We start from the raw sequence: 25,826 nt of genomic DNA, 5'->3' as shown, positions 1-25,826 counted from the left end.
ACTGCGCCAGTTTCAGCACAGCGGAGCGTCCAATGATGTTCGAGCTGCGTGTTCTCGATGGCCTGCACCAAGGGGCTGCGCTGCCGCTGTTCGGTGAGCAGTGGAGCATCGGTGCTCATGCAGAGGCTGACTTGGTGCTGAGCGATCCAGGGATCGCCGAGCAGCATGCGGTGTTGCGGCTGGTCGGCTCCACATGGTCGGTGCAGGCCCAGGCGGGGTTGTTGCAGGATGCAAAAGGGCAGGTGGTGGCGCAGATCACGCACCTGGCGCTGGGCGAACAATTTGGTGTGGGCGTCATTCGGCTGTATGTCGCCGTAGCGGATCAGCCTTGGCCCGAAGCACCCGCGCCGGCAACGCCAGCCAAGGTTATGGCCAAAGAAGCGCCCCAGACGTTGAAGTTGTCGGCCCTCGGACCCTCGCAGCAAAAGCGCTTGATCAGCGTGGTGCTGGTGGTCGCAGTCATCCTCATGGTGGTGGGCATTGCCTCCACCGGGGAGCGTGATCCGCAGGCCTCACTGATGCCAACAGGGCCCCAGAAAACCGAACTGGCCTCGCCGTTCGAGGTGCGCCAGCAGTTGCTGAATATGCTCAGTGAGCGTGATTTGAGCCAGCGGGTCAGTTTGCAGGTGATCAATGGCCAGGTTGCGCTCAACGGCGATGTTTCCGAGGAGGACCTGGCGTTGGTGACGCGCATGCTCGACCGATTTGGTGAGCAGTTCGACAGCGTGGTGCCAGTGCTCAGCCGTGTGCGTGCGCACGACAATGAGCTGCCATTCAAGATCGTTCAGATCATTGGCGGGGCGAACGGTCACGTCGTACTGGAGGATGGCACCCGAGTGTTTGTGGGCGACCAAGTGGACGACTTGCGCCTCGTGATGATTGACAACAGCAAGGTGGTTTTCGAGGGTGCGCAGCGCTATGAGGTGCGCTGGTGATTAAGGACTTGCAGGCGCGCCTCGACACATGGCAGCGGCAACAGACCCAGACGCTGGCAGGTTTTGCGCCGGTGACGATGCGCGGGCGCGTGCAGCGTGTGAACGGCATGTTACTGCAATGTCGACTGCCTCAGGCACGCATAGGCGACTTGTGCCAAGTGGAAAAGCAAGGCGAGCACATGCTCGCCGAAATTATCGGGTTCGACCAGCAGGATGCGGTACTCAGTGCGCTGGGTAACCTGGAAGGCGTGCGTGTGGGGGCCAGCGTAGAGCGCTTGGGCATATCCCATCAGGTACAGGTCAGCGAGAAGTTGTTGGGCCAGGTGCTGGATGGATTTGGGCGGCCGATTACCGGTGAAGGCGCCAGCGCTTTTGCGCTGGTCGACTCGCCGGACACCAGCCCCGTTTTGTGCGAAGCGCCTTTGCCCACCGATAGGCCGCGAATCAACCGCGCGTTGGCCACGGGCGTGCGTTCGATCGATGGCCTGTTGACGCTGGGCGAAGGGCAGCGTGTCGGCCTGTTTGCCGGGGCCGGCTGCGGCAAGACCACGTTGCTGGCAGAGATAGCCCGCAACGTTGAGTGTGACGTGATTGTGTTCGGCCTGATCGGCGAGCGAGGCCGGGAGCTGCGCGAGTTTCTTGATCATGAACTCGATGATCAGCTGCGCGCCAAAGCCGTACTGGTGTGTGCCACCTCTGATCGTTCGAGCATGGAGCGGGCACGCGCAGCCTTCACGGCGACGGCCTTGGCCGAAGGCTTCCGACGCAAGGGCAAGCGCGTGTTGCTTTTGATCGATTCCCTCACACGGTTCGCCAGGGCCCAGCGAGAAATTGGCCTCGCCGCCGGCGAGCCCCTGGGCCGTGGTGGCTTGCCACCTTCGGTGTACAGCCTGTTGCCGCGGTTGGTCGAGCGTGCCGGGTTGACGCGCGAAGGTGTGATCACGGCGATCTACACGGTGCTGATCGAGCAGGACTCCATGAGCGATCCGGTGGCCGATGAAGTTCGCTCGCTGCTCGACGGCCATATCGTGCTGTCTCGCAAGCTCGCCGAGCGTGGGCACTATCCGGCAGTGGACGTATTGGCCAGCCTTTCGAGGATCTTGAGCAACGTGGCCGAGCCTGGGGATATCCAGGCCGGCACGGCGCTGCGGCGGCTGTTATCGGCGTACCAGCAGATCGAACTGATGCTCAAGCTGGGCGAGTACCAGCCGGGTAGCGATGCATTGACTGACTTGGCGGTAGACAGTCGCAGCGCAGTGGACAGTTTCCTGCGCCAGGACTTGCGTGAACCCTCGCCGATGGCGGCCACACTGGAGCAACTCAAGGAGCTGGCGGCCTATGTCCCATTCTGACGTGTCGATGGCTGAAATCGAGACCCTGCGGCGCCTGCGCCGCCATCGGGCCGACCGTGCTGAACGGGCCTTGCGTGAGGCCAAGCGAGCGCGGCAAACCCTGCAGACCCATATTCAACAAGCCCAGCAAGCCCTTGAGCAAACCCGCCAGGAGGAAGCTCGGCAAAGTGCGCAGTTGCTCAGCGAGCATCAGGGCCAGGTGCTGACGCTCAAAGCGCTGAACGCCTGGGGGTTACAAGAGCGTTCGTTGTCGGCCAGCACCTTGCGCGGCGAAGGCCAGGTGCAGGCACTGCAAGCGCAGCACAAGGACCAGGACATCCAGGTGGGCAGTGCCCAGAAGCACGCCACGGAGTGTTTGCGCCAGGTGGAAAAACTTCAGGAACTGTCCAATTTGCTCGCTCAGGATTCGCTATGACACAGGTTTCAAATACCGCGCCTGAGCATCGCCGCACGCGTGAGCTACGGGAGGAGCGCGAGCCTGGCGTGGGGGCTTACGTTCCCTTGGAACAAGGGCGACTGTTTGCGCATCTGCTTGCCGGCGGTGCTGCAGAGAAGCGTTTTGGGCATTCGCGCCTGGATATCAAGGCCTCAGTCGAGGCCGCCAGGGCTGATGTATTGGTCGAGCAACTCGTGGCGCCTATTCAGGCCGGTACACAGTGGCCGCTGCAATTCGTGCTGAGCTTGCCGCGCCTGGGGCGGATCAACGCCCTTGTGCATCGTGAGCAGAGCAGTTGGGCCATTGAACTGGACGCAGAGGACGATGCCACCAACCGTTGGCTGCGCGGCGTGCGGCAGCAATGCCAGGAACGGTGCACGCAAGCCTTGGGGCAACCGGTCAGGTTCTATCTGCCAGGTGACCGTTCATGATGAGGGTGCCCTTTTTGGCGCTGCCTGTGGTCAAGCAGGACACGGTGGCTGCGCGCCGCAGGCTGGGGCGCGGGCTGCGTTTGCCGTTTCAGGTTGCAGGGCAAGCGGGTGAGCTGCTGATGGAGCCCGGGCGTGCGCCTGTTGGCGGCGAGGCGTTGTGCTTTGAAACCGCCCTCGGGGTGTTGGCGTTCGCCGAGGCGGGGCCGTTGTTGAGCCTGCTGGGGGCTGCATTGACGATGACACCGGGCCGCTGTGCCTGACCCTGAATTCTATAGAGGACACGAGTGTGGACGAGGACTTTTCAGCAGCCTATTACGCTGAGCCGGAAGATGAACCCGTGGCGGAAGTATTCGGGCACGAACCGTTCGATGACTTGAGCATGGCGTTAAGCGTGCGTTGTGGAATGCTCAACTTGACGCTGGGCGAACTGCGCAACCTGGTCGAGGGGTCGGTATTGGGTATTACCGGTTATGCGCCGGGAATGGCCGGCCTGTACTACGGTGATCGGCCGATCGGCCAGGGGCAGTTGGTGGAAGTGGATGGGCGCTTGGGCCTGCAGGTGACGCGAGTGGTTTTTTCTCGATGAGTATTCAGGGCATAGACCCGTTTGTACTTGCACTGTTCCTCGGGGCATTGTCGTTGATGCCCATGCTGTTGATTGTGTGTACGGCCTTCTTGAAGATTGTCATTGTGCTGATGATCACCCGCAACGCGATAGGCGTGCAGCAAGTACCACCGAGCATGGCCATCAATGGCATCGCGCTGGCGGCGACGCTGTTTATCATGGCGCCGGTGGGTTACGAGATCGCCGAAACCGTCAAGGTATCGCCGCTGGATTTGAGCAGTGTGCAAATGGCCCTGCACACCGGCGGGGAGGCGATCAAACCGTTGCGCGCATTCATGCTGCGCAATATTGATCCGGATGTGTTGACGCACTTGCTGGAGAACACCGGGCGCCTGTGGCCGGCAGCCATGGCGCAGGAAGTTCAGCGAGAAGACTTGATTCTGTTGGTGCCTGCCTTTGTGCTGTCGCAATTGCAGGCGGGGTTCGAGATCGGCTTCCTCATCTACATTCCGTTCATTGTGATCGACCTGATTGTCTCCAATTTGCTCCTGGCATTGGGCATGCAGATGGTCTCGCCGATGACCATTTCCCTGCCGCTCAAACTGTTGTTGTTCGTGATGGTTTCCGGGTGGTCACGGCTGCTCGACAGCCTCTTCTTTTCTTATCTCTGAGTGGCGTATGGAACCGATCGTGCTGTTCAAGCAGGGCATGCTGCTGGTCGTGGTGTTGTCGGCACCGCCGTTGATTGTGGCGGTGGTGGTCGGCGTACTGACCTCTCTTGTACAGGCGCTGATGCAGGTACAGGACCAGACCTTGCCGTTTGGCATAAAGCTGGTGGCAGTGGGGATCACGCTGGTCATGACGGGGCGCTGGATCGGTGTGGAGTTGATTCAACTGATCAATCTGACATTCGACATGATCTCTCGCTCCGCGCTGAACTGAGGTCTTGCCTGTGCTGCAGTATCTTGACTACCTGCCCAGCCTGTTGATCGGCATGGCGCGCATCTACCCTTGTGCCTTTCTGGTCGCGGCGTTTTGTTTTCAACATATCCGTGGCATGCCGCGCCACACCATCGTGGCGGCACTGGCGCTGCTGCCTGCACCGGGCATCTATGCAACCTTCGCCGACGAGGAATTCTCTACGCTGATGCTCAGCGCATTGGTGCTCAAGGAGGCGGCCCTGGGGACCTTGCTGGGCGTATTACTGGCTATGCCGTTCTGGATGTTCGAGGCGGTGGGGGCGCTGCTGGATAACCAGCGCGGAGCCTTGGCCGGAGGCCAGCTCAACCCTTCGCTTGGCCCGGATGCAACACCCATCGGGCATCTGTTCAAGGAACTGACGATTTTTTTGTTGATGGCCACCCTGGGGCTTGGGGCGCTCACGCAAGTGATCTGGGACAGTTACTCGATCTGGCCGCCAACCGTATGGTTTCCACTTCCGCACGCCCAGGGGTTTGGGGTATTTCTCAACCTGCTCGGCGACACGTTCACCCACATGATGCTCTACGCCGCACCGTTTATCGCGGTGCTGCTGTTGTTGGAGTTTGGCATTGCACTGCTGGGGCTTTATAGCCCGCAGTTGCAGGTGAGTACGCTGGCGCCACCGGTCAAATGCCTGGCGGGTATTGGTATTTTACTGTTGTATTTTGAGCTGTTGCAGGACCTGATCGTCGGCCGTTTAAGCCTGCTGGGCGAGCTCAGGCACGCCCTTGGGCTGATGTTCAAAGTGGTGATGCCATGAGCGATTCCGGTGAGAAAAAACACCCGGCCAGTGCCAAGAAACTGCGTGATCAACGCAAGAAAGGCCAGGTTGCCCAAAGCCAGGATGTCGGCAAGCTTTTGGTGCTGACCGCCATCAGCGAGATCGCGCTATGGACCGCTGACCGCAGCCTGCAGCGGTTTCAGGAAATGCTGCTGCTGCCGATATCGCGCCTCAGCCGACCCTTTGTGTCAGCCCTGGAAGAGGTGTTGCTCGACGCCATGGTGGTGTTTTTTTCCTTTGCATTGCTGATGGCCTCAGTGGCGATCGCCGTCAAGCTGCTCAGTAGCTGGATGCAGTTCGGCTTGCTGTTCGCGCCAGAAATCCTGAAGTTGGATTTCAAGCGTCTCAACCCCCTTAATCAACTCAAACAGATGTTCTCCGCGCAATCGCTGATGAACCTGCTGATGGGGGTCGCCAAGGCCGTGCTGTTAGGTGTGGTGTTGTATGCGGTGATCGGTCCCTCCCTTGGGGCCCTGATCAATTTGGCCAACAGCGACCTGCCCTCCTATATCCTGGCGCTGATCGAGCTGTTTCGTTACCTGCTGCATGTGTGTCTGGGCCTGTTGCTGGTGCTGGCACTTATCGACCTGACGCTGCAGAAGCACTTCTTTGCCAAGCGCATGCGCATGACCCAGGTCGAAGTCGTCAAGGAATACAAGGACATGGAGGGCGACCCCCATGTGAAGGGCCAGCGACGTTCGCTGGCGCAGCAATTGGCTCAGGAAGAGCCAAAGGTCAAGTTGCCCAAGCTCGAAGAGTCCGACATGCTGGTGGTCAACCCAACGCACTTCGCCGTCGCATTGTATTACCGCCCCGGCACCACACCGCTGCCATTGCTGGTGGACAAAGGCACGGATGCCGACGCGCGTGACCTGATCAAAAGGGCTAAAGCGGCTGACGTGCCGGTCATTCAGTGTGTATGGCTGGCTCGTACGCTCTATACCAATAAGCTTGGCGCCAGTATCCCGCGTGAAACCCTACAGGCCGTCGCGCTGATCTACCGCACCTTGCGTGAGCTGGATGATGAAGCCAAGCGTGAAACCCTGGAATTGCCAGAGCTGGAACAGCGCTGATCAACGCGTGGCGTAAGCATCCAATGCATCAAGATTGGCCAGTGCCAGCAGGCGGCTGATGGCACTCTCAAGCGCGTCGTGTTGAGCCGGTAGCGAGCGCCAGATGACCAAATTGCCCTGCGCGTCGAGATAGACAAAGCAACCGTCATACCTCACGGCTTGTTCAAAACGTTGCTCCAGCGCCCGTTGAACCTGCCCGGCTTGCAACGCTTCGCGCGCAACCTGCAAAGCCAACCCCTGGTGGGGGCCGGCCTGCAGCGTACACAGGCGGATACCGGGGGCGAGCTGCAGGTGAGCGGCAACGCCGCTGCGCACGTCGGCTAAAAAAACCTGACGATGCAGCGCATCGTCAGGCTGTGTCGTGAGGCTCATCGTTCCAGGGAAATGGTCTGGTAGTCTGCCCGTTCTCCAGAGGGGCCGGAGTCTACGCGCATCTCTGGCGGCCACCAGACCACCATTTTGTCGCTGCTCGATTGCGGACGCGTGCAGGAGTCGCCTTTGCAGGTTGGCGTACAACCCGCTGCGATCATTGCTGCGCCGATCATGATAATGCTCAAGAGTCCGTGTTTCATGGCGTGGTCTTCAAGGGGGCGGTGAGGAGGGAAGGGCGGGGTGTGCCGATGTGTTCATCTTTCACGATGGGCCGCATGGCGATAAACACTTCAGCTTCTTCACCCGGCTTAAGCCAGGCGCGTGGCCAGACACTGACTGCCAGCGTTTGTGAGTTGCTGCATTCTTTTTCATCGATGCGCACGTTGCGTTTGATCTGGTTGCGCACCACCACCACCGCCACATTGAATTGTGGGCCGGTGTACCACTGGCTGCGCTCGCTGTTGAGCGCCAACAGGTCGCGCGTGGCGCACAGGGTGTCCAACTGCAGGGGCATTGGCCCTGCCTTGAAGCCGTCGGGCACTTCGCCGCTGACCAGGTGCGCCAGGGTGCTGGTGATATCGCTGCGGTTTATGGGCGGCTGATGGGCAGCTTGCCGGCGCGCCAGGGGCTTGAGGGCTGCCTGCAACTGAGCCTGATCCTCCTGGGGCAAGTAACGCGAAGGGTCAGCCTGGTCACCGATGACCCGTGGGGTGAGGATGAACAGGCGCTCGCGTCGACTGTTCTGTCGTTCAGTGGAGGAGAACAATGCCTTGCCCAGCAACGGAATATCGCCCAGCAGTGGCACCTTGCTGTGTTTGTCCTTGTTGTCTGTGACATGGAAACCACCGACCACCAATGAGCGTTTTTCCGCCATCACTGCCTGGGTGCTCACCTTGCCACGGCGAACATCGAGGTTATCGGGCTGTAGGTTGAGTTCGTCGAAATTGCCGTCTTCAATATCCACCACCAAATGGATCTGGTGGCCACCACGGCTGGTGATCACCCGTGGCACCACCTGAAAGCTGGTCCCGACGGTCACGGGTAAAATGGTTGCGTAGTTTCTGCCGGCCTTCAGGTACCGCGTGCGGTTGAAATCGATGACCGCCGGTTGGTTTTCCAGGGTGAGCACGGAAGGGTTGGAGACCAGGGTTGCCAGCCCTTGGGCTTCCAGGGCACGTATGTGGGCGTAGAAGCGCCCGGGGTTGCCAATCGACAACTGCGAGGTCGTGCCCGGTGCCACATTGACGCCGCCGCGCCAACGGCTGTTTTGAAAGCCCCATTCAACCCCAAACTCTTGCAGCTTTGTGCGTTCGATGTCGAGGATGATGGCGTCGATCTCCACCAGCTTGCGCGCAACGTCGAGTTGGGTGATCAACTCGCGGTACATCGTTTGGCGCTCAGGCAGGTCGTAGATCAGAATCGCGTTATTGCGCACGTCGGCTTCAACCCGGATGCGGCTGGTAGCGCGTGGGGCGCGAGGGCCGAGCGAGGCGCCCGTCGACAGCCCCTCTGCGTTCCCGGGGTTGGCGAGCATCTGCTCCAGCAGCGGGTTGTTCAGCCGCGGCACGTTAGGTGTAATCAAGCCAGGCGGTGAAGAAGGGCCGGAAGATTGGGTGGCGTTGGCGACTGCGGAGTTGGAGCGCGGCTCCAGCAACCCACGCAGCACGCTGGCCACGCCTGCGATGGTCAGTTTTTCGCCGCGATAATCAATGGTGCGATCGGCCGCGTTGGCGTACTTGAGCGGGTAAGTCAGTACGCTCTGTTTTTCATCCGGGGATCTGCGCTGGCTGCTGAACTGTTTGATTTGCTCGATATAGCGTTTAGGGCCGGAGACGAGTACGACGCCATCGTCCGGTAATTCACCCCAGCCAAATCGGCTGTCGAGCAGGCCGATATCGGTCAGGGCCTTTTTTAGGTCTGCGATCGTTTCCGACGAAACCTCCAGCCGCGCAGACTCTTGTTGATCCAGCGTGCTGATGTACAGGGTGTTGTTGTACAGGTACCACTGGAAGCGGTGTTCGACCCCGAGCCTATCGAGCATGGACTGGGGCGTGTTAGCGCGTATTTTGCCATTGACCACGCCCTCCAGCAGGCCTTCGATTTGCAGTTGGGTGCCGAAGGTCTGGGCGAAGTCCTCGAGCACTTCGCGTACAGGCTTGTACTGGGTTTCATAGGCATATGCCGTGTTTTTCCATTCCGAGGGAATCGCGGCAAGGGCGCTTTGCAGAGGCATCAGCAGGCACGTCAGAACCACTGGAATACGCCAGCCGACGTGTTTCAATCGCGCACAGGGCGAGCTGATAGACAAGCGTAAACGCTTGTAAATGGGGTTATTCATATAGGGTTCTCTAGTTAATAAAACTGCGCACGCAGCGGAGTGGGCCCAAGGTTTTTGGGCGTTCTGGCCAGCCGCTTGACCGTGGAGCGCCAGGTGTCGCGCTGATTGAGAAGGGATTCAAGTTGGGTAAAAAGAGCGGCCGGATTGGCTTCTTGCGAGACGCATTGAAGTAGCCAGAGCTGCCCGGTGGAGGGCTCGACCGAGAGCGCTCCCCGAAAATACGCCAGGCTTGCCCCACCCAGTCGTAGCCATGTTTCCATGGCTATTTGTGTGGGCGGTGGCTGTTGGGTAAGTTGGGCGCTGAGCAAAAAACACTGCGGGTAGCGACGCAGGTTTATGGCGTCGTTGCCCTCGTACAGCGTGATTTCTTGCTCTGTCCCCAACCGCCAATGAGTGAGCCGCTCGCTGAAACTCTCAGGTCCCATTGAAAATGATTTTTCCCATCTCGGCCCGATGGCTGAGAACTGCTCCGGCGGCAGTCGTCTGTAGTATCAAGTCTTGTTTGAGCCTGAAGTGTTCACCCATCAGTGATGAAAACTCTCTCGAAGATATTTCGTCAGGCACGTCCTGGCCGAGCTGTCCGAACTGCCGGTTGTTTTTGATTAAATCCCTGAAGATTTGCCCGCCCTCGCGTGCGTCGAGTTTCATATGCTGATCTCCGTTGAACGTGTATTTTTTATGTGGTTTGCGCTTGGGATCCGTTCCACGATTTTTTAAATATCCGGTAAAAAATTCAGCAGGTCGGTTGAGAGGTTATTCCTCTGAACCAAAGTCTGAGTGAGGCACCAACAGCGCATTGATCGAAGAGGCCCAGTCGATACGAAAGCTGCCTTCCTCCGCCTCCAGGATCAGCACTTGTGGCTCAACAGACTCGTCACACTGCAGGCGCCAGGGCGCCTCGGTGTGTTGATTCAACCAATGCTCTACATCCGCCTGATCCTGTGGGTTGCAGACCAACTTTGCGCGGATCGCCGGAGCCTGGGCTACGAGCATTTGCTTGAGCATGGCCGACACCCGCTGAGTCGTCGTTGTGTCCTCGAGCAAACTGCGAATGGCGCTGTGGGTGACCGATGTGGCGATGCGTTCGATGTTGTCGAGGATCGCCTGCTGTTGCGTGTGCCACAGGTGCAATTGGCGATTGGCGCGTTGCCAGAACTCATGCTGTGCCTGCAGCAGCAATTGGTCGCGTTGCACATGGGTCTGGCGCAGGATTTCATCGGCCTGATCCTGGGCACTGTTTAACAATTCGGTGTCGCGGGCGCAGTCCGCCAACGTTTCCAAAAGAATCAACGAGCCCGTGCGTGGAGGAAGCGGCTTGCTTAGCTCAATCGTGCGTTTGCACAGCATCGTCCTGGGACTCCTCGGCGAAGAAAAACACCGGCTCGTTGTTTGACGCACCGGTGCGCCATATAGCGGCCTTCCAAATTGTTTCGAGCTTGTCGTGGGTTTCACTCAGTCGAGGGGTCTGCTCAAGTGCGAGCACCCGGTGGCGGTCAAAGCTCAACCGCAGCCGCTGCCAAACAGAGGGTTCTACCCAGGCGCGTAAATAGTGCAGGGGATCTTCAGTGCCGATTTTCAGGGTGTTGGGCATCAGTGCCTTGGAAAGGCGTACGCACCAGAGCTGCAGGTCTTGGCTCAACGGCGTGTGAGTCTTGATCTGGTAAACACCGCCGACCAGCGCGAGGATGAGGTCTCTGCGTTGCGCAGGTTCAAGGACCAGCTGCAGCAGGGCTGGCGACGGTTCGACAGGCAGGCATGGGTCAATTCCCAACGCCGTTGCCATTGCCGCGTGCTGGCTCTGGCAGAGTGTTTTCGAATAGGGCAATGAAGGGGTGAAAGGCGGCCAGTCGTGGGGCGAATCGAGCCAGGGGCAGGCCCACCACTTGGCCCAGGTGAGGTTGTCATGCGTCATTCGCGTTCGGCTCGGCTTGTTGGGCGCCGCGCGCCTTCTTCAGCCAGAACCCCGCTGCTGCGCACCCGGCTACCAGGACGACAAAGAACAATGTCAGCATGGTCTGCCAAAAAGCGAGGTCACCCGGCTTAATCAGAAACGGCCCGAAGTAGGCGAGTTGCTGCTTTTGTTTGTAGGCGGTAGCCGGTACGAAGATCACGGTCAGTTTTTGCGGGTTTGAAACGGCCGTTGTCATGCCCGGTATGCTACTGGCGACCATCCGCCGAATGCGCGGCAGCAGGCTGTCAGGTTCCAGCCGTGGATCATGCTTAATGAAGACCGATGCCGACGCCGGTTGTACCGGCTCTCCCGGTGCGACTCGCTCGGGCAGTACCACATGCACCCTGGCGACAAGAACCCCATCGATATTGGACAGGGTCGCTTCCAGCTCCTGAGATAACGCATAGATATAGCGGGCACGTTCCTCAAGCGGTGTAGAAATCACACCTTCCTTGCGAAAGACGTCGCCCAGCGTGGACCGCGCGGTCTTTGGCAACCCGGCGGCGGCAAGCGTGTGGACGGCGGCAGCAATATCGTCTGTACGCACGCGAACCACCACGCCGTCTTTTTCCAGCTGTTTTTGTGCCCGAATCTGCTTGTCTGCCAATTCAGCGATCACCTCATTGGCTTCCTGCTCGGATAACTTTCGGTGCAGTTCGACGCTTTCACCGCATCCGCTGAGCACCGATAAGAGGGTCAGCCATAAGAGAATAGAGCGGCAGCGGCGCATGGTTCACCTATTGCAGGTTAGTGGCTTTCTCAACGAACGAAGCGCAGTGTTTTATGACCTTGACGCCGATGTTGAGGATTTCTTTTGATTCAATAATGGTCTGTGTGGCATCCGCCATTTTCAGCTCGTTGTGGGTCTTGGAATATTCACGCAGCAGCTTGGGGATTTTTTCGTTGTTGGATTTCAACCGTTCTGATTGGTCCATCAGCGACAGGCTGTTGCCTTGAGCGGAAGAAACCTGCGAGTAATTTTTGTTCTGCTCCAGTGCCGCACTGAAAAAATGCGCGTCGTGGGTGCTATCGCTGCTTTTTTCGACAGAAAACCCAGGGGCACCTGAATAGGTTTCCCGCTCTTTATCAAGCGTTATGCGCATATTAATTACCCTCAAGGAACGAGTGAGGCTTTCTCTATTAATTAAACTAGAGAAAGCCTGTGCTACTTATTGTACTTTGTTAAGTATTTGGCCCCACTTGCTGGCAATCGAAGCATCTTTGTCCAGCTTTGCCATCTCGAGAGTCTCTTTGTTTTTTTCCTCAGTCAGGACTTTCATGTCTGCAAAAAGTTCTTTGCTGGTAATGCGGTCACCGTTGCCGATTGGAGAACTCATGCTTTCACCTCTACTTTCATTAATTAATAGATTTTTGCAATAAGCTTTTCGATTAACCGTGCTACATCGTCATTCGATAATCGACGCTCGTACATTGAGTGGTGAAGCCTCTCGAAACAGTTCCATCGGCTCATGGGTACTTGTTTCTAAGTGTTTCACGGTTTATTGCGCTCCCTGAAACGGTGCGCATGCATTAAGTGCAACACCCAGCTGCTTCATTCGATAATAGAGGGTGCGCTTGGCGACACCCAGTTCCAACGCCACACAATCCACGCTGTAAGTGTGACGCTGTAGAGACTCTTCGATGAGTGTTTTTTCAATACGCTGCAAACGGTCTTTCAGGCTCAGTTCCAAAGGTTGGGCAGTCGATGCCGATAAAGGCGGTAGCCCAAGGACAAAACGCTTGGCGGTGGAGCGTAGCTCGCGGACATTGCCCCGCCACGGATGGCACAGCAACTGCTGGAGCAGTTCGCTGGTAGGGTGAGGGGCTGTGCAGTTGAAGTGCTCTGCCTCTTGTTTAATCATCTCCAGAAACAACGGTACGATGCGCTCACGTCTGTCACGCAGCGGTGGCAGCTTGATGTTAATCACGTTCAGGCGAAAATACAGGTCCCGCCTGAAACTGCCTTGCTCGACCATGTCATGCAGCGATTGTTGAGCGGACGCGATGACGCGCATGTCGACCGGGATGAAGCGTGTTGAGCCGAGCCGTTCAACGCCGCGTGATTCGAGCATTCGCAATAGCTTGGCTTGAAGCGAAAGCGGCATGCTGTCGATTTCATCCAAATACAACGTACCCAGGTGAGCCGCTTCGATAAACCCTGCGCGTGACTGCACAGCCCCGGTATAAGCACCACTGTTAACGCCGAACAATTGGCTTTCGGCGAGGCTTTCCGGGATAGCGGCGCAATTGACAGCAACAAAGTTGCCTCGACGGCCCGACAGGCGATGTACGCGTTGTGCCAGGGTATCTTTGCCGGTGCCGGTTTCCCCGAGCAACAAGATGTCAACATTAAGTGTCGCTGTGCTATTGATCGTATTCTCAATATCCGAGCCATCAATGAGTGGCGTATCGGTTTCGCGTTCTTCGTGATCGGCGGCCGACATCGGATGGGGGCTCCACTCTCGTGATTGTTTACGATTAAAAGGCAGTTATTCAAAACGTGCTTGGGCAGTACGTAAAGTATAAGATTTCTCGTCGAGTATGCAGGTAAGAGTAAGCCAGGCATGCGTAGGAAAAGTCATTAACTTGTCGCTTAACATCATTCAAAACGGTTGAGCTGTTGTTTGCGCAATCAATAGGAAATATCTTAAGTTTTTAAATAAACAACAAGATGGCGATTGCCGACAGACAAACAACCGCCCACAAAAAAGCCGATGCAATGCATCGGCTTTTTTTGTGCGGCAACACCGCAGATGGCGCTTATACGTTAAAGCGGAAGTGCATCACGTCGCCGTCCTTGACGATGTACTCTTTGCCTTCCAGACGCCATTTACCGGCTTCCTTGGTACCGGCTTCACCCTTGTACTGGATGAAGTCGTTGTAGGCGATGACTTCGGCGCGGATAAAGCCTTTTTCGAAGTCGGTGTGGATCACGCCGGCGGCCTGTGGCGCGGTGGCGCCGACCTTGACGGTCCAGGCGCGGACTTCTTCGACACCGGCGGTGAAGTAGGTCTGCAGGTTGAGCATTTCGTAACCGGCGCGGATCACGCGGTTCAGGCCAGGCTCTTCCAGGCCCAGGGCCTCGAGGAACATGTCTTTTTCTTCGCCGTCATCCAGTTCGGCGATTTCCGCTTCGATCTTGTTGCACACCGGCACCACGATCGCACCTTCTTCGTCGGCGATGGCCCTGACCACGTCGAGCAGCGGGTTGTTCTCGAAGCCGTCTTCGGCGACGTTGGCGATGTACATCACTGGCTTGGTGGTCAGCAGGTGGAAGCCTTTGATCACGGCTTTCTCGTCGACGCCCATGTTCTTCATCAGGCTGCGTGCCGGCTTGCCTTCGGTGAAGTGCGCGATCAACTGCTCCAGCAGCCCTTTCTGGACCACTGCGTCCTTGTCGCCGCCTTTGGCGTTACGCGCAACTTTCTGCAGTTGCTTCTCGCAACTGTCGAGGTCGGCGAAGATCAGTTCCAGGTCGATGATCTCGATGTCGCGTTTCGGGTCAACGCTGTTGGAGACGTGAATTACGTTCTCGTCTTCAAAGCAGCGGACCACGTGGGCAATGGCATCGGTTTCGCGGATGTTGGCCAAAAACTTGTTACCCAGGCCTTCACCTTTCGACGCACCGGCCACCAGGCCTGCGATGTCGACGAACTCCATGGTAGTCGGCAGGATGCGCTTGGGATTGACGATCGCCGCCAACGCGTCCAGACGCGGATCCGGCATCGGCACGATACCGCTGTTGGGTTCGATGGTGCAGAAGGGGAAGTTCTCCGCCGCAATACCGGACTTGGTCAGGGCGTTGAACAGGGTGGATTTGCCGACGTTGGGCAGGCCGACGATGCCGCAATTGAATCCCATGGTGTTTCCCCTCGGTAAGAGTCAGGCCTTCTGGCTGTGCAGGTTTTTCATCGCGCGGTTCCATTCACCGGCGAAGATATCCGGCAGCACGCCGAGGGCAAAGTCGATGCTGGCATCGAGTTTTTCCTGTTCGGCGCGTGGCGCACGACCCAGGACGAAATTTGAAACCATACTGGCAACGCCTGGGTGGCCAATGCCAAGCCGCAGACGGTAAAAATTATTCTGATTACCCAACTGCGCGATGATGTCGCGCAGGCCGTTGTGCCCGCCATGCCCGCCGCCGAGCTTGAGCTTGGCAACACCGGGTGGCAGGTCCAGTTCGTCATGGGCCACCAGGATTTCTTCGGGTTTGATCCGGAAGAAGCCCGCAAGCGCCGCGACAGCCTGGCCGCTGCGGTTCATGTAGGTGGTGGGAATTAGCAGACGAACATCCTGACCCTGGTGCGAGAAGCGCCCGGTCAGGCCAAAATACTTGCGATCGGCCACAAGGTTTACACCTTGCGCGTGGGCGATACGCTCAACAAAAAGGGCCCCCGCGTTATGCCGGGTCTGTTCGTATTCGGCGCCTGGATTTCCCAGGCCAACGATCAGTTTAATGGCAGTCACGACAGGGGCCCTTCCTTTGGAGTTGTGGGTAACATCGCCGACACCTGCGTGCGGCGAAAGTGGACAACAAAAGATCATTTACTCAAGAGTAAACGCCGCGTTATCGCCCGCTTTCTCGCTACGTTCCGGTCCGCGATGTTTCCTCAAGCTCCGACATTACAGAGTGAATTACTCTGCAGCGTCTTCTTCAGCTTCTGGTGCAACGCGTGGAGCGTGAACGTTTGCAACAGCTTTGTCATCACCGTGAGCCAGTGCAACAAACTCAACGCCTTTAGGGGCTTTGAGGTCGGACAGGTGGATGATGGCGCCGATTTCCAGAGCCGACAGGTCGACTTCGATGAACTCAGGCAGGTCTTTCGGCAGGCAAGTCACTTCGATTTCGTTCAGGACGTGCGAGATTTCGCCGCCTTTCTTGACCGGAGCTTCTTCGCCAACGAAGTGAACTGGAACGATAGCGGTCAGTTTCTGACCGGCAATTACGCGTACAAAGTCAGCGTGCAGCACGTGGCCTTTGGCCGGGTGGCGTTGCAGAGCCTTGATGATCACGTTTTGCTTTTTGCCGCCAACGTTCAGTTCGATAACGTGGCTGTAAGCAGCATCGTTTTCGAGCAGTTTGGCGATTTCTTTGGCCAGCATGCTGATGGATTCAGGGGCTTTGTCGCCACCGTAAACTACAGCTGGAACCAGGCTTGCGAGACGACGCAGGCGGCGGCTCGCACCTTTCCCCAGGTCGGAACGCGCTTCAGCATTCAGAGTAAAATCGTTCATGTTGTATCTCCAAAATAACCACATTCGCCCCAGCGTTTGCGACCAGCGCTAAAGGCGATATGGGCAAAAAAGCCCCGCCCCAACAGAATGCTGGGGCGGGGCGCTTTTCGTCAGTGGGATGTTTCGTAAGGTTTGACCCTTATCGGAACATCGCGCTGATCGATTCTTCGTTGCTGATGCGGCGAACCGCTTCGGCAACTACCGGTGCGATATCCAGTTGACGGATACGCGAACAGGCTTGAGCTGCTGCGGACAACGGGATGGTGTTAGTCACCACCAGTTCGTCCAGCATGGAGTTCTCGATGTTCTCGATCGCTCGGCCCGACAGCACAGGGTGTGTGCAGTAGGCGAAGACTTTTGCTGCACCGTGCTCTTTCAAGGCTTTCGCCGCGTGGCACAGAGTGCCGGCGGTGTCGACCATGTCATCAACCAGAATACAGGTACGCCCTTCGACATCACCGATGATATGCATCACTTCAGAGTGATTGGCTTTCTCACGGCGTTTGTCGATGATCCCGAGGTCCACGCCCAGGGATTTGGCAACAGCCCGTGCACGCACGACGCCACCAATGTCCGGGGACACGATCATCAGGTTTTCAAAGCGCTGGTCTTCAATGTCATCCACCAGTACTGGGGAGCCGTAGATGTTATCTACCGGAATATCGAAGAACCCCTGGATTTGGTCAGCGTGCAGGTCAACCGTGAGAACACGGTCGATGCCTACCACGGTCAGCATGTCAGCCACGACTTTCGCGCTGATAGCCACACGTGCGGAACGCGGACGGCGATCCTGACGGGCATAACCAAAGTAAGGGATTACAGCTGTGATTCGAGTCGCTGAGGAGCGGCGGAAGGCATCAGCCATCACGACGAGTTCCATCAGGTTATCGTTGGTCGGAGCGCAGGTCGGCTGAATAATGAAAACATCTTTACCGCGGACGTTTTCATTGATCTCGGCTGTAATTTCGCCGTCGGAGAATTTACCGACAGAGATGTCACCGAGAGGGATATGCAGCTGACGTACGACACGTCGAGCCAGATCGGGGTTGGCGTTCCCCGTAAAGACCATCATCTTGGACACGCGCAGTACCTAGAGGCTGAGGGTAACCTGGATGAGTATTAGAAAATGGCAGGGGCGGCTGGATTCGAACCAACGCATGGCAGGATCAAAACCTGCTGCCTTACCGCTTGGCGACGCCCCTGTATCTGTTGCAACGAGTACCCAGTACTCGGTTCCTTTTAGAGCAGACTTTGCAGCTTGCGATGCAACATCGAAACGTTGCTTCCCTTTGCTACAAACCCTGTAAGGGTCTCTGTAAGAAGGGCCGAGACTTTATCAGCTTCAGCTTTGCTTGGGAAGCCCCCAAACACACAACTTCCAGTTCCGGTTAATTTTGCTTCGGTAAATTTACCTAGCAAATTCAAAGCGTTACGTACCTCTGGATAACGCCTTGCTACAACCGGTAAGCAGTCATTTCGACTGTTTCCCTTGGGAACGGGGCGCACTTTAATGGGAGGAGAGTTACGTGTCAACAGCGGATCTGAAAAAATTTCTGCTGTACTTACAGATACTTGCGGAACAAGCACGACATACCAAGGCTCTTCGGGGTATTCCGGGGTGAGTTTTTCCCCGACGCCTTCGGCAAAAGCCGCGTGCCCACGCACGAAAACCGGTACGTCGGCGCCCAGTGTCAGGCCCAGCGTGGCCAGGCGATCGTGGTCCCAGCCCAGTTGCCACAAGTGATTCAAACCGAGCAGGGTGGTTGCGGCATTTGAGCTGCCGCCACCGATGCCGCCGCCCATGGGCAAAATTTTATCGATCCAGATGTCGATACCCAGCGAGCAACCAGATTGCGCCTGAAGTTTTTTTGCGGCCCTGACAATCAGATTGCTGTCATGGGGCACGCCTTCAAATTCGGTGTGCAGCTGGATCACGCCGTCGTCGCGTACGGCGAAGGTCAGTTCATCGCCGTAATCGAGAAATTGAAACAGCGTCTGCAGTTCGTGGTAGCCGTCTTCGCGGCGACCAAGAATGTGCAGCATCAGGTTGAGTTTGGCCGGAGAGGGCAGCGTCAAGCGTTCTGAGGTCACGTTATTGCCCCAGCTTGCGCGGTTGCCATTCCTTGATCACCAGCGTGACGTCAAGGTCGGTGCCATGCAGTTTGATGCGCTCAGGCAGCCAGTAGCCACTCTGTTCCACATAGCTCAGGTACTCGACCTGCCAGCCATCCTGCTCAAGCGTGGCCAGGCGGCTGTCGCCGTTAAGGCTCAGCCGGCTTTTGCTGTCCGGCGCGGGCAAGCCCCGTACCCACCACACCAGGTGCGAAACGGGGAGCTTCCAGCCGATCTGCTGTTCCAGCAATTCTTCCGGCGTGGTTGCCTCATAGCGGCCCTGGTTGGCCACTTCCAGGCTCACTTGCCCTGGTCGGCCGGTCAGGCGTGCTGCGCCACGGCCCAGCGGTCCGGACAGGCGAATATCGTAATAGTCCTGGCGTTGCAGCCAGAACAAAGTACCGCTGCCGGAGTCTTTTGGTGCGCGCACCCCGACTTTGCCGTCGATCTGCCAGCCGTCAATGCTGCTGAGCTGACTCTTGTGCTGCTGCCATTGCGCCGGGTTGCCCTGGCCTTCAACGGATTCGCGACTGCCGATGCCCGCGCAACCGGCGAGCAGGGCGATGAAACTGAAAACAATAACGTGGCGCAAGAACATAAGCTTAAAGGGTCTCGGATCCGGTCAGGCGCTTGATGGTGCCGCGCAGGATGGGGCTTTCGGGTTGTTCCTTGAGGAATTTTTCCCAGATTTGTCGCGCTTCGCGCTGTTTGCCGTTGGCCCACAGCACTTCACCCAGGTGAGCGGCCACTTCCTGATCCGGGAAGCGTTCGAGTGCCTGGCGCAGCAGGCGTTCGGCTTCGTCCAGGTTGCCCAGGCGGTAATTCACCCACCCCAGGCTGTCGAGCACGGCAGGGTCTTCCGGGTTGAGCTTGTGGGCTTGTTCGATCAGCACCTTGGCTTCGGCGTAACGCGTGGTGCGGTCCGACAAGGTGTAGCCCAGGGCGTTGAGCGCCATCGCGTTGTCCGGGTCGCGCTTGATGATCAGGCGCAGGTCTTTTTCCATTTGCGCCAGGTCATTGCGTTTTTCCGCCTGCATGGCGCGGGTATACAGCAGGTTCAAATCGTCGGGGTATTGCAGCAAGGCTTGTTGCAGCACTTTCCAGGCGCGTTCGCCCTGCTTGTTGGCCGACAGCGTTTCGGCCTGGATCAGGTACAGCTGGATCGCATAGTCCGGCTCGGCAGCGCGTGCCGCCGCCAAGCGTTTTTCGGCTTCGTCGGTGCGGCCGTTGCTCATCAGGATATCGGCCTGACGCAACTGGGCCGGCAAATAGTCATTGCCGGGGCCGACCTGGGCGTATTCAAGCAGTGCGGCCTGCGGGTCGTTGCGTTCTTCAGCGATGCGGCCGAGGTTCAGGTGCGCCGAATCCACATGGCTTTCGCGCTCGATCAGCTCCTCCAGGTAACCCTTGGCCTCGTCCCAGGCCTTGGCTTCCAGGCACACCAATGCCAGCGAATAACGCAACTCGTCGTCGTCAGGGTATTGCTGGACCAGGTTGGCGAACTGCACTTTGGCGTCTTCCATGCGGTCTTGCTCAACCAGCATGCGCGCATAGGTCAGCAGCAAACGCTTGTCGCCCGGATACTTCTTGATGCTTTTTTCCAGCAGTGGAATCGCTTCCTTGCCGCGATTGAGGTTTTGCAGCAAGCGTGCGCGCAGCAGAATCGGGGCGATCTCGCCGTCTTCCGGCGGGTTCTGCTCCAGCAGCTTGAGGGCAGCGTCGGCTTCGTCATCCTGTTGCAGCAGCAAGGCTTTGCCGAAAATCAGCTGGCTGTTCTTCGGATGTTTTTGCAGCAGGCGGTCAAAACTTTTCATCAAGCCATTGCGCGTGTCCTGGTCGGTGTCGGCCGCCGACAGCGCGAGGAAGTCGAAATGCGTGTCGCCCTTGCCCTGCAAGACTTTCTCCATATAAACCATGGAGTCGTCATAACGCCCGGCGCGGGCCAGTTGCACAGCCGCCGCGCGTTGCGCTTCCAGGTCGTCCGGGGCGTTTTTCGCCCAGATCAGCGAGGTGTCCAGCGCGGCCTGGTCAGCCCCCAGGTATTCGGCGATGCGAAACGCACGCTCCGAAATGCCCGGGTCCTGGGTATTGATGGCCTGGGTCACGTAGTTATCCAGGGCAATATCGAAACGATTGCGCTGGCCGGCGAGTTCGGCGGTCAGCAGGCTATAGATCGTTTCTTCATTGAACGAGGAGTAAACCTTGGGCTTTTCAGGGGCTGGGGTGCTGTCTTCGACCGGCGGCGTACCGTCCGGCGACACGGGTGCCAAGGCCTGGCAGCCGCTGAGGAAGACAAAAGCAAGGAGCAACGCGGAAGATCTATTCATATAGGAAGAGGACGACTAACCTGCGGTCGGATCATCATGACACAAGCCTTCGGCCAAACATAACCGAGTCTCAGTGGGCGCCTTTATAGGCACAAGCTACTAGGACAATAGACGACGGTGGTTGTTCTGGATCTTTCGAAGTAGGACAATTGTCGGCTTCCCGACATCATCAGCGATATTGAATGGCCTTCCTCGCACTCGGTATTAACCACAAGACTGCAACCGTAGACGTGCGCGAGCGCGTGGCGTTTACGCCAGAGCAGTTGGTTGAGGCCTTGCAGCAGCTCTGCCGGCTCACCGACAGCCGCGAAGCTGCGATCCTTTCGACCTGCAATCGCAGCGAGCTTTATATAGAGCAGGAACATCTTTCAGCGGATGTGGTACTGCGCTGGCTGGCCGATTATCACCATTTGGACCTCGACGACCTGCGCGCCAGCGCTTATGTGCATGAAGAGGATGCGGCAGTTCGTCACATGATGCGCGTCGCCGCAGGGCTCGACTCGCTGGTGTTGGGCGAGCCACAGATCCTCGGGCAGATGAAGTCCGCCTACGCCGTGGCCCGCGAGGCCGGCACCATCGGGCCCGTTGCTTGGCCGTTTGTTCCAGGCCACGTTCAATTCGGCCAAGCAGGTGCGTACCGACACGGCCATCGGCGAAAACCCGGTGTCCGTCGCGTTCGCCGCCGTCAGCCTGGCCAAACAGATTTTCAGTGACTTGCAGCGCAGCCAGGCGCTGCTGATCGGCGCCGGTGAAACCATCACCCTGGTCGCCCGCCACCTGCACGACCTGGGCGTCAAGCGTATTGTGGTCGCCAACCGCACCCTGGAGCGCGCAAGCATCCTGGCCGAGCAGTTTGGCGCCCATGCTGTGTTGCTGTCGGACATCCCGGCCGAGCTGGTGCGCAGCGATATCGTCATCAGCTCCACCGCCAGCCAGCTGCCGATCCTGGGCAAAGGCGCGGTCGAGAGTGCATTGAAGCTGCGCAAGCACAAACCGATCTTCATGGTGGATATCGCCGTTCCCCGCGATATCGAGCCTGAAGTCGGCGAGTTGGACGACGTTTACCTCTACAGCGTCGACGATCTGCACGAAGTGGTCGCCGAGAACCTCAAGAGTCGCCAGGGCGCTGCCCAGGCCGCCGAGGAAATGGTCAGCACCGGCGCTGAAGACTTTATGGTGCGCCTGCGTGAATTGGCGGCGGTCGATGTGCTCAAGGCGTATCGTCAGCAGGGCGAGCGCCTGCGTGATGAAGAATTGATCAAGGCCCAGCGTTTGCTGGCCAACGGCAGCAGCGCCGAAGACGTGCTGATGCAACTGGCGCGTGGCTTGACCAACAAGTTGCTCCACGCCCCCAGCGTTCAGTTGAAAAAGCTTACCGCCGAAGGCCGCCTCGATGCGCTGGCCATGGCCCAGGAACTCTTTGCCCTCGGTGAGGGCGCGTCAGATAGCTCTTCGGATAAAAAACCGCAATGAAAGCGTCACTGCTCAATAAACTGGACGTGCTCCAGGACCGTTTCGAAGAACTGACCGCCTTGCTCGGCGATGGCGAGGTCATCTCCGATCAGACCAAGTTCCGCGCCTATTCCAAGGAATACGCCGAAGTTGAGCCGATTGTGGCCACCTATAAAAGCCTGATGAAAGTGCAGGCCGACCTCGAGGGCGCCCAGGCGCTGCTCAAGGACAGCGACCCGGACATGCGTGAAATGGCCGTGGAAGAAGTGCGCGAAGCCAAAGACAAGCTGGTCGAGCTCGAAGGCGACCTGCAACGCATGCTGCTGCCCAAAGACCCGAACGACGGACGCAACGTGTTCCTCGAAATCCGTGCCGGCACCGGTGGCGATGAGGCGGCGATCTTCTCCGGCGACCTGTTCCGTATGTATTCGCGCTACGCCGAGCGACGTGGCTGGCGGGTCGAGATTTTGTCCGAGAACGAAGGCGAACACGGCGGTTATAAAGAAGTCATCGCCCGAGTCGAAGGTGACAACGTTTACGGCAAGCTCAAATTCGAATCCGGCGCGCACCGCGTGCAGCGGGTTCCGGCGACTGAATCCCAGGGCCGTATCCACACCTCGGCGTGCACCGTGGCCGTGTTGCCCGAGCCGGACGAACAGGAAGCCATTGAGATCAACCCGGCAGACTTGCGTGTCGACACCTACCGCTCGTCGGGCGCCGGTGGTCAGCACGTGAACAAGACCGACTCGGCGATCCGTATCACCCACTTGCCGTCGGGCATCGTGGTCGAGTGCCAGGAAGAACGTTCCCAGCACAAAAACCGTGCCCGGGCCATGTCCTGGCTGTCGGCCAAGCTCAACGACCAGCAGACCAGCGCCGCCGCCAACGCGATTGCCAGCGAGCGCAAGTTGCTGGTGGGCTCGGGCGACCGCTCCGAACGCATCCGCACCTACAACTTTGCCCAGGGCCGGGTCACCGACCACCGGGTCAACCTCACCCTGTACTCCCTCGACGAAATTCTCGCCGGCGGCGTAGATGCAGTGATTGAGCCTTTGCTGGCCGAATACCAGGCTGATCAATTGGCGGCGATAGGTGAATAAATGACCATTATTGCCAGTCTCCTGCGCGCTGCTGACCTGCCTGACTCGCCCACCGCGCGTCTGGATGTGGAATTGCTGCTGGCCGCTGCCTTGGGCAAATCGCGCAGCTACCTGCACACCTGGCCGGAAAAAATCGTCAGCAGCGAAAACGCGCTGACCTTCGCCGATTACCTGCAGCGCCGTCGCGCGGGTGAGCCGGTGGCCTACATCCTCGGCCAACAGGGTTTCTGGAAGCTCGACCTGGAGGTCGCGCCGCACACGCTGATCCCGCGCCCGGAAACCGAGCTGCTGGTGGAAGCCGCCCTTGAATTGTTGCCGGCCACGCCTGCCAAGGTTCTTGATCTTGGCACGGGCAGCGGCGCGATCGCCCTGGCCCTGGCCAGCGAACGCCCGGCCTGGCAGGTCACTGCGGTCGATCGTGTGCTCGAAGCCGTGGCCCTGGCCGAACGCAACCGCCAGCGCCTGCACCTGAAGAACGCCACGGTGTTGAACAGCCATTGGTTCAGCGCGTTGCAAGGCCAGCACTTCGACTTGATCATCAGCAACCCACCTTACATTGCCGATAACGATCCCCATCTGGTGGCCGGCGATGTGCGCTTTGAGCCCGCCAGTGCCTTGGTGGCAGGCCATGATGGGCTGGACGATTTGCGGTTGATCATCGCCCAGAGCCCGGCGCACTTGAATGCCGGTGGCTGGTTGCTGCTCGAACACGGTTACGACCAAGCTGCAGCGGTACGTGATTTGTTGTCGGGTGAGGGCTTTGATGAGGTCCACAGCCGCATCGACCTCGGCGGCCACGAACGCATCACGTTGGGGCGCCGCCCGTGCTGAGCGACCAGGAGCTGTTGCGCTATAGCCGACAGATTCTGTTGCAGCACGTCGACATCGACGGCCAATTGCGCCTGAAAAACGCCCGCGCGCTGATCGTCGGCCTCGGTGGGCTCGGCGCGCCGGTCGCGCTGTACCTGGCCGCCGCCGGTGTGGGTGAGTTGCACCTGGCCGACTTCGACACCGTCGACCTGACCAACCTGCAACGCCAGATCATCCACGACACCGACAGCGTCGGGCTGGCCAAGGTCGATTCGGCCATGCGCCGCCTGGCCGCCATCAACCCGGAAATCGCGTTGGTCGCCCATCGCACTGCGCTGGATGCCGACTCACTCGCCGCCGCAGTGGCCGCGGTCGATGTGGTGCTCGATTGCAGCGACAACTTCTCTACCCGTGAGGCCGTGAACGCCGCATGCGTTGCAGCGCGCAAGCCTTTGGTCAGCGGCGCAGCCATTCGCCTGGAAGGCCAATTGTCGGTGTTCGACCCACGGCGCGCCGAAAGCCCGTGCTACCACTGTTTATATGGGCATGGCAGCGACACCGAACTGACCTGCAGCGAAGCCGGCGTGATCGGCCCGTTGGTCGGGCTGGTCGGTAGCCTGCAAGCACTGGAAGCCTTGAAGTTGCTGGCAGGTTTTGGTGAGCCGTTGGTGGGGCGTTTGCTACTGATCGATGCCTTGACCACGCGTTTTCGCGAGCTGCGCGTCAAGCGCGATCCCGGCTGCAGCGTTTGCGGGACGGCTCATGGTTAAGGACGCGCCCATTGGTGTGTTCGATTCCGGCGTCGGCGGCCTGTCGGTGCTGGATGAAATTCAGCAACTGTTGCCCCATGAGTCGTTGTTATACGTGGCTGACGGCGGGCATATCCCCTACGGTGAAAAATCCCCGGCGTTCATTCTTGAACGTAGCCGTTTGGTCGCCGAGTTTTTCCGCGAAAAAGGCGCCAAAGCCTTTGTGATTGCCTGCAACACCGCGACCGTCGCCGCCGTGGCTGATTTGCGCCAGGACTATCCCGACTGGCCCCTGGTGGGCATGGAACCTGCGGTCAAACCGGCGGCGGCCGCCACCCGCAGCGGCGTGGTCGGCGTACTGGCCACCACCGGCACTCTGCAAAGCGCCAAGTTCGCCGCGCTGCTCGATCGCTTCGCCACCGATGTGCGAGTGATTACCCAGCCGTGTCCGGGGTTGGTTGAACTGATCGAAACTGGTGACCTCAACAGTGCCGCACTGCGCCAGCTGTTGCAGGGCTATGTCACCCCACTGCTCAGCGCAGGTTGCGACACCATCATCCTCGGCTGCACCCACTATCCCTTCCTCAAGCCGCTTCTGGCACAGATGCTTCCCCCCAGCATCGTCTTGATCGACACCGGCGCTGCTGTGGCCCGCCAGCTCAAGCGTCTGTTGGGCGAGCGTGACCTGCTGTCGCCTGGCAATTCTGAGCCTGCGCAGTTCTGGACCAGCGGCGACGTCGATCACCTAAGAAATATCCTACCGACACTCTGGAAATCTCCTGGCGTTGTGCGTAATTTTAGCTTGTGAAAAATTCGTGAAACATCG

Annotated in this window: 30 protein-coding genes, 1 tRNA gene and 2 pseudogenes; 14 read left to right on the top strand and 19 right to left on the bottom strand. The window is 58.6% G+C overall.

Annotated elements, in window-relative coordinates:
• Positions 1–35: 35 nt before the first annotated feature.
• The 9 genes and pseudogenes from QF043_RS25055 (at position 36) to sctU (ending at position 6,554) form a co-directional block, all read left to right on the top strand.
• Positions 36–935, top strand: a complete 900-nt coding sequence (locus QF043_RS25055; protein ID WP_307421518.1) for an FHA domain-containing protein — start codon at positions 36–38, stop codon at positions 933–935.
• The gene (locus QF043_RS25050; protein WP_307420557.1) at positions 932–2,287 is read left to right on the top strand and encodes a FliI/YscN family ATPase; all 1,356 of its coding nucleotides are present in this window, start codon (positions 932–934) and stop codon (positions 2,285–2,287) included. Before QF043_RS25055 ends, QF043_RS25050 begins: the two co-directional genes overlap by 4 nt.
• A complete protein-coding gene (locus tag QF043_RS25045) occupies positions 2,274–2,702 on the top strand; it encodes a YscO family type III secretion system apparatus protein (protein ID WP_307420556.1) in 429 nt (142 codons plus the stop codon). Before QF043_RS25050 ends, QF043_RS25045 begins: the two co-directional genes overlap by 14 nt.
• Positions 2,699–3,154, top strand: a complete 456-nt coding sequence (locus QF043_RS25040) for a type III secretion system HrpP C-terminal domain-containing protein (RefSeq protein ID WP_307420555.1) — start codon at positions 2,699–2,701, stop codon at positions 3,152–3,154. The genes QF043_RS25045 and QF043_RS25040 overlap by 4 nt, the downstream gene beginning before the upstream one ends.
• Positions 3,154–3,740 (top strand): annotated as a pseudogene (locus tag QF043_RS25035) (FliM/FliN family flagellar motor switch protein). The gene QF043_RS25040 and the pseudogene QF043_RS25035 overlap by 1 nt, the downstream one beginning before the upstream one ends.
• Complete coding sequence (sctR, locus tag QF043_RS25030; protein WP_138816951.1) at positions 3,737–4,390, top strand: type III secretion system export apparatus subunit SctR; 654 nt, start codon at positions 3,737–3,739, stop codon at positions 4,388–4,390. Before QF043_RS25035 ends, sctR begins: the two are co-directional and overlap by 4 nt.
• 7 nt (positions 4,391–4,397) lie before the next feature.
• The gene (sctS, locus tag QF043_RS25025; RefSeq protein ID WP_138816950.1) at positions 4,398–4,661 is read left to right on the top strand and encodes a type III secretion system export apparatus subunit SctS; all 264 of its coding nucleotides are present in this window, start codon (positions 4,398–4,400) and stop codon (positions 4,659–4,661) included.
• 10 nt (positions 4,662–4,671) lie between these two features.
• Positions 4,672–5,460: a type III secretion system export apparatus subunit SctT gene (gene sctT, locus QF043_RS25020; RefSeq protein ID WP_307420554.1), complete on the top strand. Its 789-nt coding sequence runs from the start codon at positions 4,672–4,674 to the stop codon at positions 5,458–5,460.
• Entirely contained in the window at positions 5,457–6,554 is a 1,098-nt protein-coding gene (gene sctU / locus QF043_RS25015) for a type III secretion system export apparatus subunit SctU (RefSeq protein ID WP_307420552.1), read from the top strand. The genes sctT and sctU overlap by 4 nt, the downstream gene beginning before the upstream one ends.
• Here the strand turns inward: sctU and QF043_RS25010 are convergent, their stop codons facing one another.
• The 19 genes from QF043_RS25010 to QF043_RS24920 all read right to left on the bottom strand — a co-directional run bounded on the left by QF043_RS25010 (position 6,555) and on the right by QF043_RS24920 (position 20,889).
• Positions 6,555–6,926, bottom strand: coding sequence for a transcriptional regulator (locus QF043_RS25010; protein ID WP_307420550.1), 372 nt, complete (start codon positions 6,924–6,926; stop codon positions 6,555–6,557). It lies immediately after the preceding gene.
• A complete protein-coding gene (hrpT, locus tag QF043_RS25005; RefSeq protein WP_305457591.1) occupies positions 6,923–7,126 on the bottom strand; it encodes an HrpT family type III secretion system protein in 204 nt (67 codons plus the stop codon). The genes QF043_RS25010 and hrpT overlap by 4 nt, the downstream gene beginning before the upstream one ends.
• Positions 7,123–9,264, bottom strand: coding sequence for a type III secretion system outer membrane ring subunit SctC (gene sctC, locus QF043_RS25000; RefSeq protein WP_307420548.1), 2,142 nt, complete (start codon positions 9,262–9,264; stop codon positions 7,123–7,125). Before sctC ends, hrpT begins: the two co-directional genes overlap by 4 nt.
• A gap of 14 nt (positions 9,265–9,278) precedes the next feature.
• On the bottom strand, positions 9,279–9,689 hold the full coding sequence (locus tag QF043_RS24995; protein ID WP_307420547.1) for a type III secretion protein: 411 nt from the start codon (positions 9,687–9,689) through the stop codon (positions 9,279–9,281).
• A complete protein-coding gene (locus tag QF043_RS24990; protein ID WP_305457595.1) occupies positions 9,679–9,912 on the bottom strand; it encodes a hypothetical protein in 234 nt (77 codons plus the stop codon). The genes QF043_RS24995 and QF043_RS24990 overlap by 11 nt, the downstream gene beginning before the upstream one ends.
• Before the next feature lie 105 nt (positions 9,913–10,017).
• Positions 10,018–10,554 (bottom strand): type III secretion system stator protein SctL, encoded by a 537-nt coding sequence (sctL, locus tag QF043_RS24985; RefSeq protein WP_307420546.1) that lies wholly within the window; start codon positions 10,552–10,554, stop codon positions 10,018–10,020.
• 34 nt (positions 10,555–10,588) lie between these two features.
• Positions 10,589–11,176, bottom strand: coding sequence for a type III secretion protein (locus tag QF043_RS24980; RefSeq protein WP_307420545.1), 588 nt, complete (start codon positions 11,174–11,176; stop codon positions 10,589–10,591).
• Entirely contained in the window at positions 11,166–11,945 is a 780-nt protein-coding gene (gene sctJ, locus QF043_RS24975; protein ID WP_307420544.1) for a type III secretion system inner membrane ring lipoprotein SctJ, read from the bottom strand. Before sctJ ends, QF043_RS24980 begins: the two co-directional genes overlap by 11 nt.
• A 7-nt stretch (positions 11,946–11,952) precedes the next feature.
• Positions 11,953–12,333 (bottom strand): hypothetical protein, encoded by a 381-nt coding sequence (locus tag QF043_RS24970; protein ID WP_307420543.1) that lies wholly within the window; start codon positions 12,331–12,333, stop codon positions 11,953–11,955.
• A 51-nt stretch (positions 12,334–12,384) separates the two neighbouring features.
• Positions 12,385–12,552 carry a hypothetical protein gene (locus QF043_RS24965; RefSeq protein ID WP_307420542.1) on the bottom strand — a complete coding sequence of 56 codons (168 nt, stop codon included), beginning with the start codon at positions 12,550–12,552 and terminating at the stop codon, positions 12,385–12,387.
• Between the two features lie 162 nt (positions 12,553–12,714).
• The gene (locus QF043_RS24960; protein WP_307420541.1) at positions 12,715–13,659 is read right to left on the bottom strand and encodes a sigma 54-interacting transcriptional regulator; all 945 of its coding nucleotides are present in this window, start codon (positions 13,657–13,659) and stop codon (positions 12,715–12,717) included.
• Between the two features lie 316 nt (positions 13,660–13,975).
• Positions 13,976–15,076 (bottom strand): redox-regulated ATPase YchF, encoded by a 1,101-nt coding sequence (gene ychF, locus QF043_RS24955; protein ID WP_307420540.1) that lies wholly within the window; start codon positions 15,074–15,076, stop codon positions 13,976–13,978.
• Between the two features lie 21 nt (positions 15,077–15,097).
• On the bottom strand, positions 15,098–15,682 hold the full coding sequence (pth, locus tag QF043_RS24950; RefSeq protein ID WP_010213318.1) for an aminoacyl-tRNA hydrolase: 585 nt from the start codon (positions 15,680–15,682) through the stop codon (positions 15,098–15,100).
• Positions 15,683–15,850: 168 nt separating this feature from the next.
• The gene (locus QF043_RS24945; RefSeq protein ID WP_307421516.1) at positions 15,851–16,450 is read right to left on the bottom strand and encodes a 50S ribosomal protein L25/general stress protein Ctc; all 600 of its coding nucleotides are present in this window, start codon (positions 16,448–16,450) and stop codon (positions 15,851–15,853) included.
• Between the two features lie 139 nt (positions 16,451–16,589).
• Positions 16,590–17,531: a ribose-phosphate pyrophosphokinase gene (locus QF043_RS24940; RefSeq protein WP_003208392.1), complete on the bottom strand. Its 942-nt coding sequence runs from the start codon at positions 17,529–17,531 to the stop codon at positions 16,590–16,592.
• Between the two features lie 46 nt (positions 17,532–17,577).
• Positions 17,578–17,652, bottom strand: a tRNA-Gln gene (locus QF043_RS24935).
• Positions 17,653–17,689: 37 nt separating this feature from the next.
• Positions 17,690–18,493, bottom strand: a complete 804-nt coding sequence (gene ispE / locus QF043_RS24930) for a 4-(cytidine 5'-diphospho)-2-C-methyl-D-erythritol kinase (RefSeq protein ID WP_178110933.1) — start codon at positions 18,491–18,493, stop codon at positions 17,690–17,692.
• A 49-nt stretch (positions 18,494–18,542) separates the two neighbouring features.
• Positions 18,543–19,160, bottom strand: coding sequence for a lipoprotein insertase outer membrane protein LolB (lolB, locus tag QF043_RS24925; RefSeq protein WP_307420538.1), 618 nt, complete (start codon positions 19,158–19,160; stop codon positions 18,543–18,545).
• A 4-nt stretch (positions 19,161–19,164) separates the two neighbouring features.
• Positions 19,165–20,889 carry a tetratricopeptide repeat protein gene (locus tag QF043_RS24920; RefSeq protein ID WP_307420537.1) on the bottom strand — a complete coding sequence of 575 codons (1,725 nt, stop codon included), beginning with the start codon at positions 20,887–20,889 and terminating at the stop codon, positions 19,165–19,167.
• A 182-nt stretch (positions 20,890–21,071) separates the two neighbouring features.
• Between QF043_RS24920 and hemA the strand changes: the two are divergent.
• From hemA to murI, 5 genes and pseudogenes are all read left to right on the top strand, one after another.
• A pseudogene (hemA, locus tag QF043_RS24915) lies at positions 21,072–22,362 on the top strand (glutamyl-tRNA reductase).
• Complete coding sequence (gene prfA / locus QF043_RS24910; RefSeq protein ID WP_219266873.1) at positions 22,359–23,441, top strand: peptide chain release factor 1; 1,083 nt, start codon at positions 22,359–22,361, stop codon at positions 23,439–23,441. The pseudogene hemA and the gene prfA overlap by 4 nt, the downstream one beginning before the upstream one ends.
• The gene (gene prmC / locus QF043_RS24905) at positions 23,442–24,272 is read left to right on the top strand and encodes a peptide chain release factor N(5)-glutamine methyltransferase (protein WP_307420536.1); all 831 of its coding nucleotides are present in this window, start codon (positions 23,442–23,444) and stop codon (positions 24,270–24,272) included.
• Positions 24,266–25,021: a molybdopterin-synthase adenylyltransferase MoeB gene (locus QF043_RS24900; protein WP_307420535.1), complete on the top strand. Its 756-nt coding sequence runs from the start codon at positions 24,266–24,268 to the stop codon at positions 25,019–25,021. Before prmC ends, QF043_RS24900 begins: the two co-directional genes overlap by 7 nt.
• Entirely contained in the window at positions 25,014–25,808 is a 795-nt protein-coding gene (gene murI, locus QF043_RS24895) for a glutamate racemase (protein WP_307420534.1), read from the top strand. Before QF043_RS24900 ends, murI begins: the two co-directional genes overlap by 8 nt.
• The last annotated feature ends 18 nt before the right edge of the window (positions 25,809–25,826 follow it).

The sequence above is a fragment of the Pseudomonas sp. W3I7 genome (assembly GCF_030816095.1).
In the GTDB taxonomy this organism is placed as follows: Bacteria; Pseudomonadota; Gammaproteobacteria; order Pseudomonadales; family Pseudomonadaceae; genus Aquipseudomonas; species Aquipseudomonas salomonii.
Note: the sequence above shows the minus strand (reverse complement) of the source record. Positions and strands in the feature narration are given on the sequence as shown.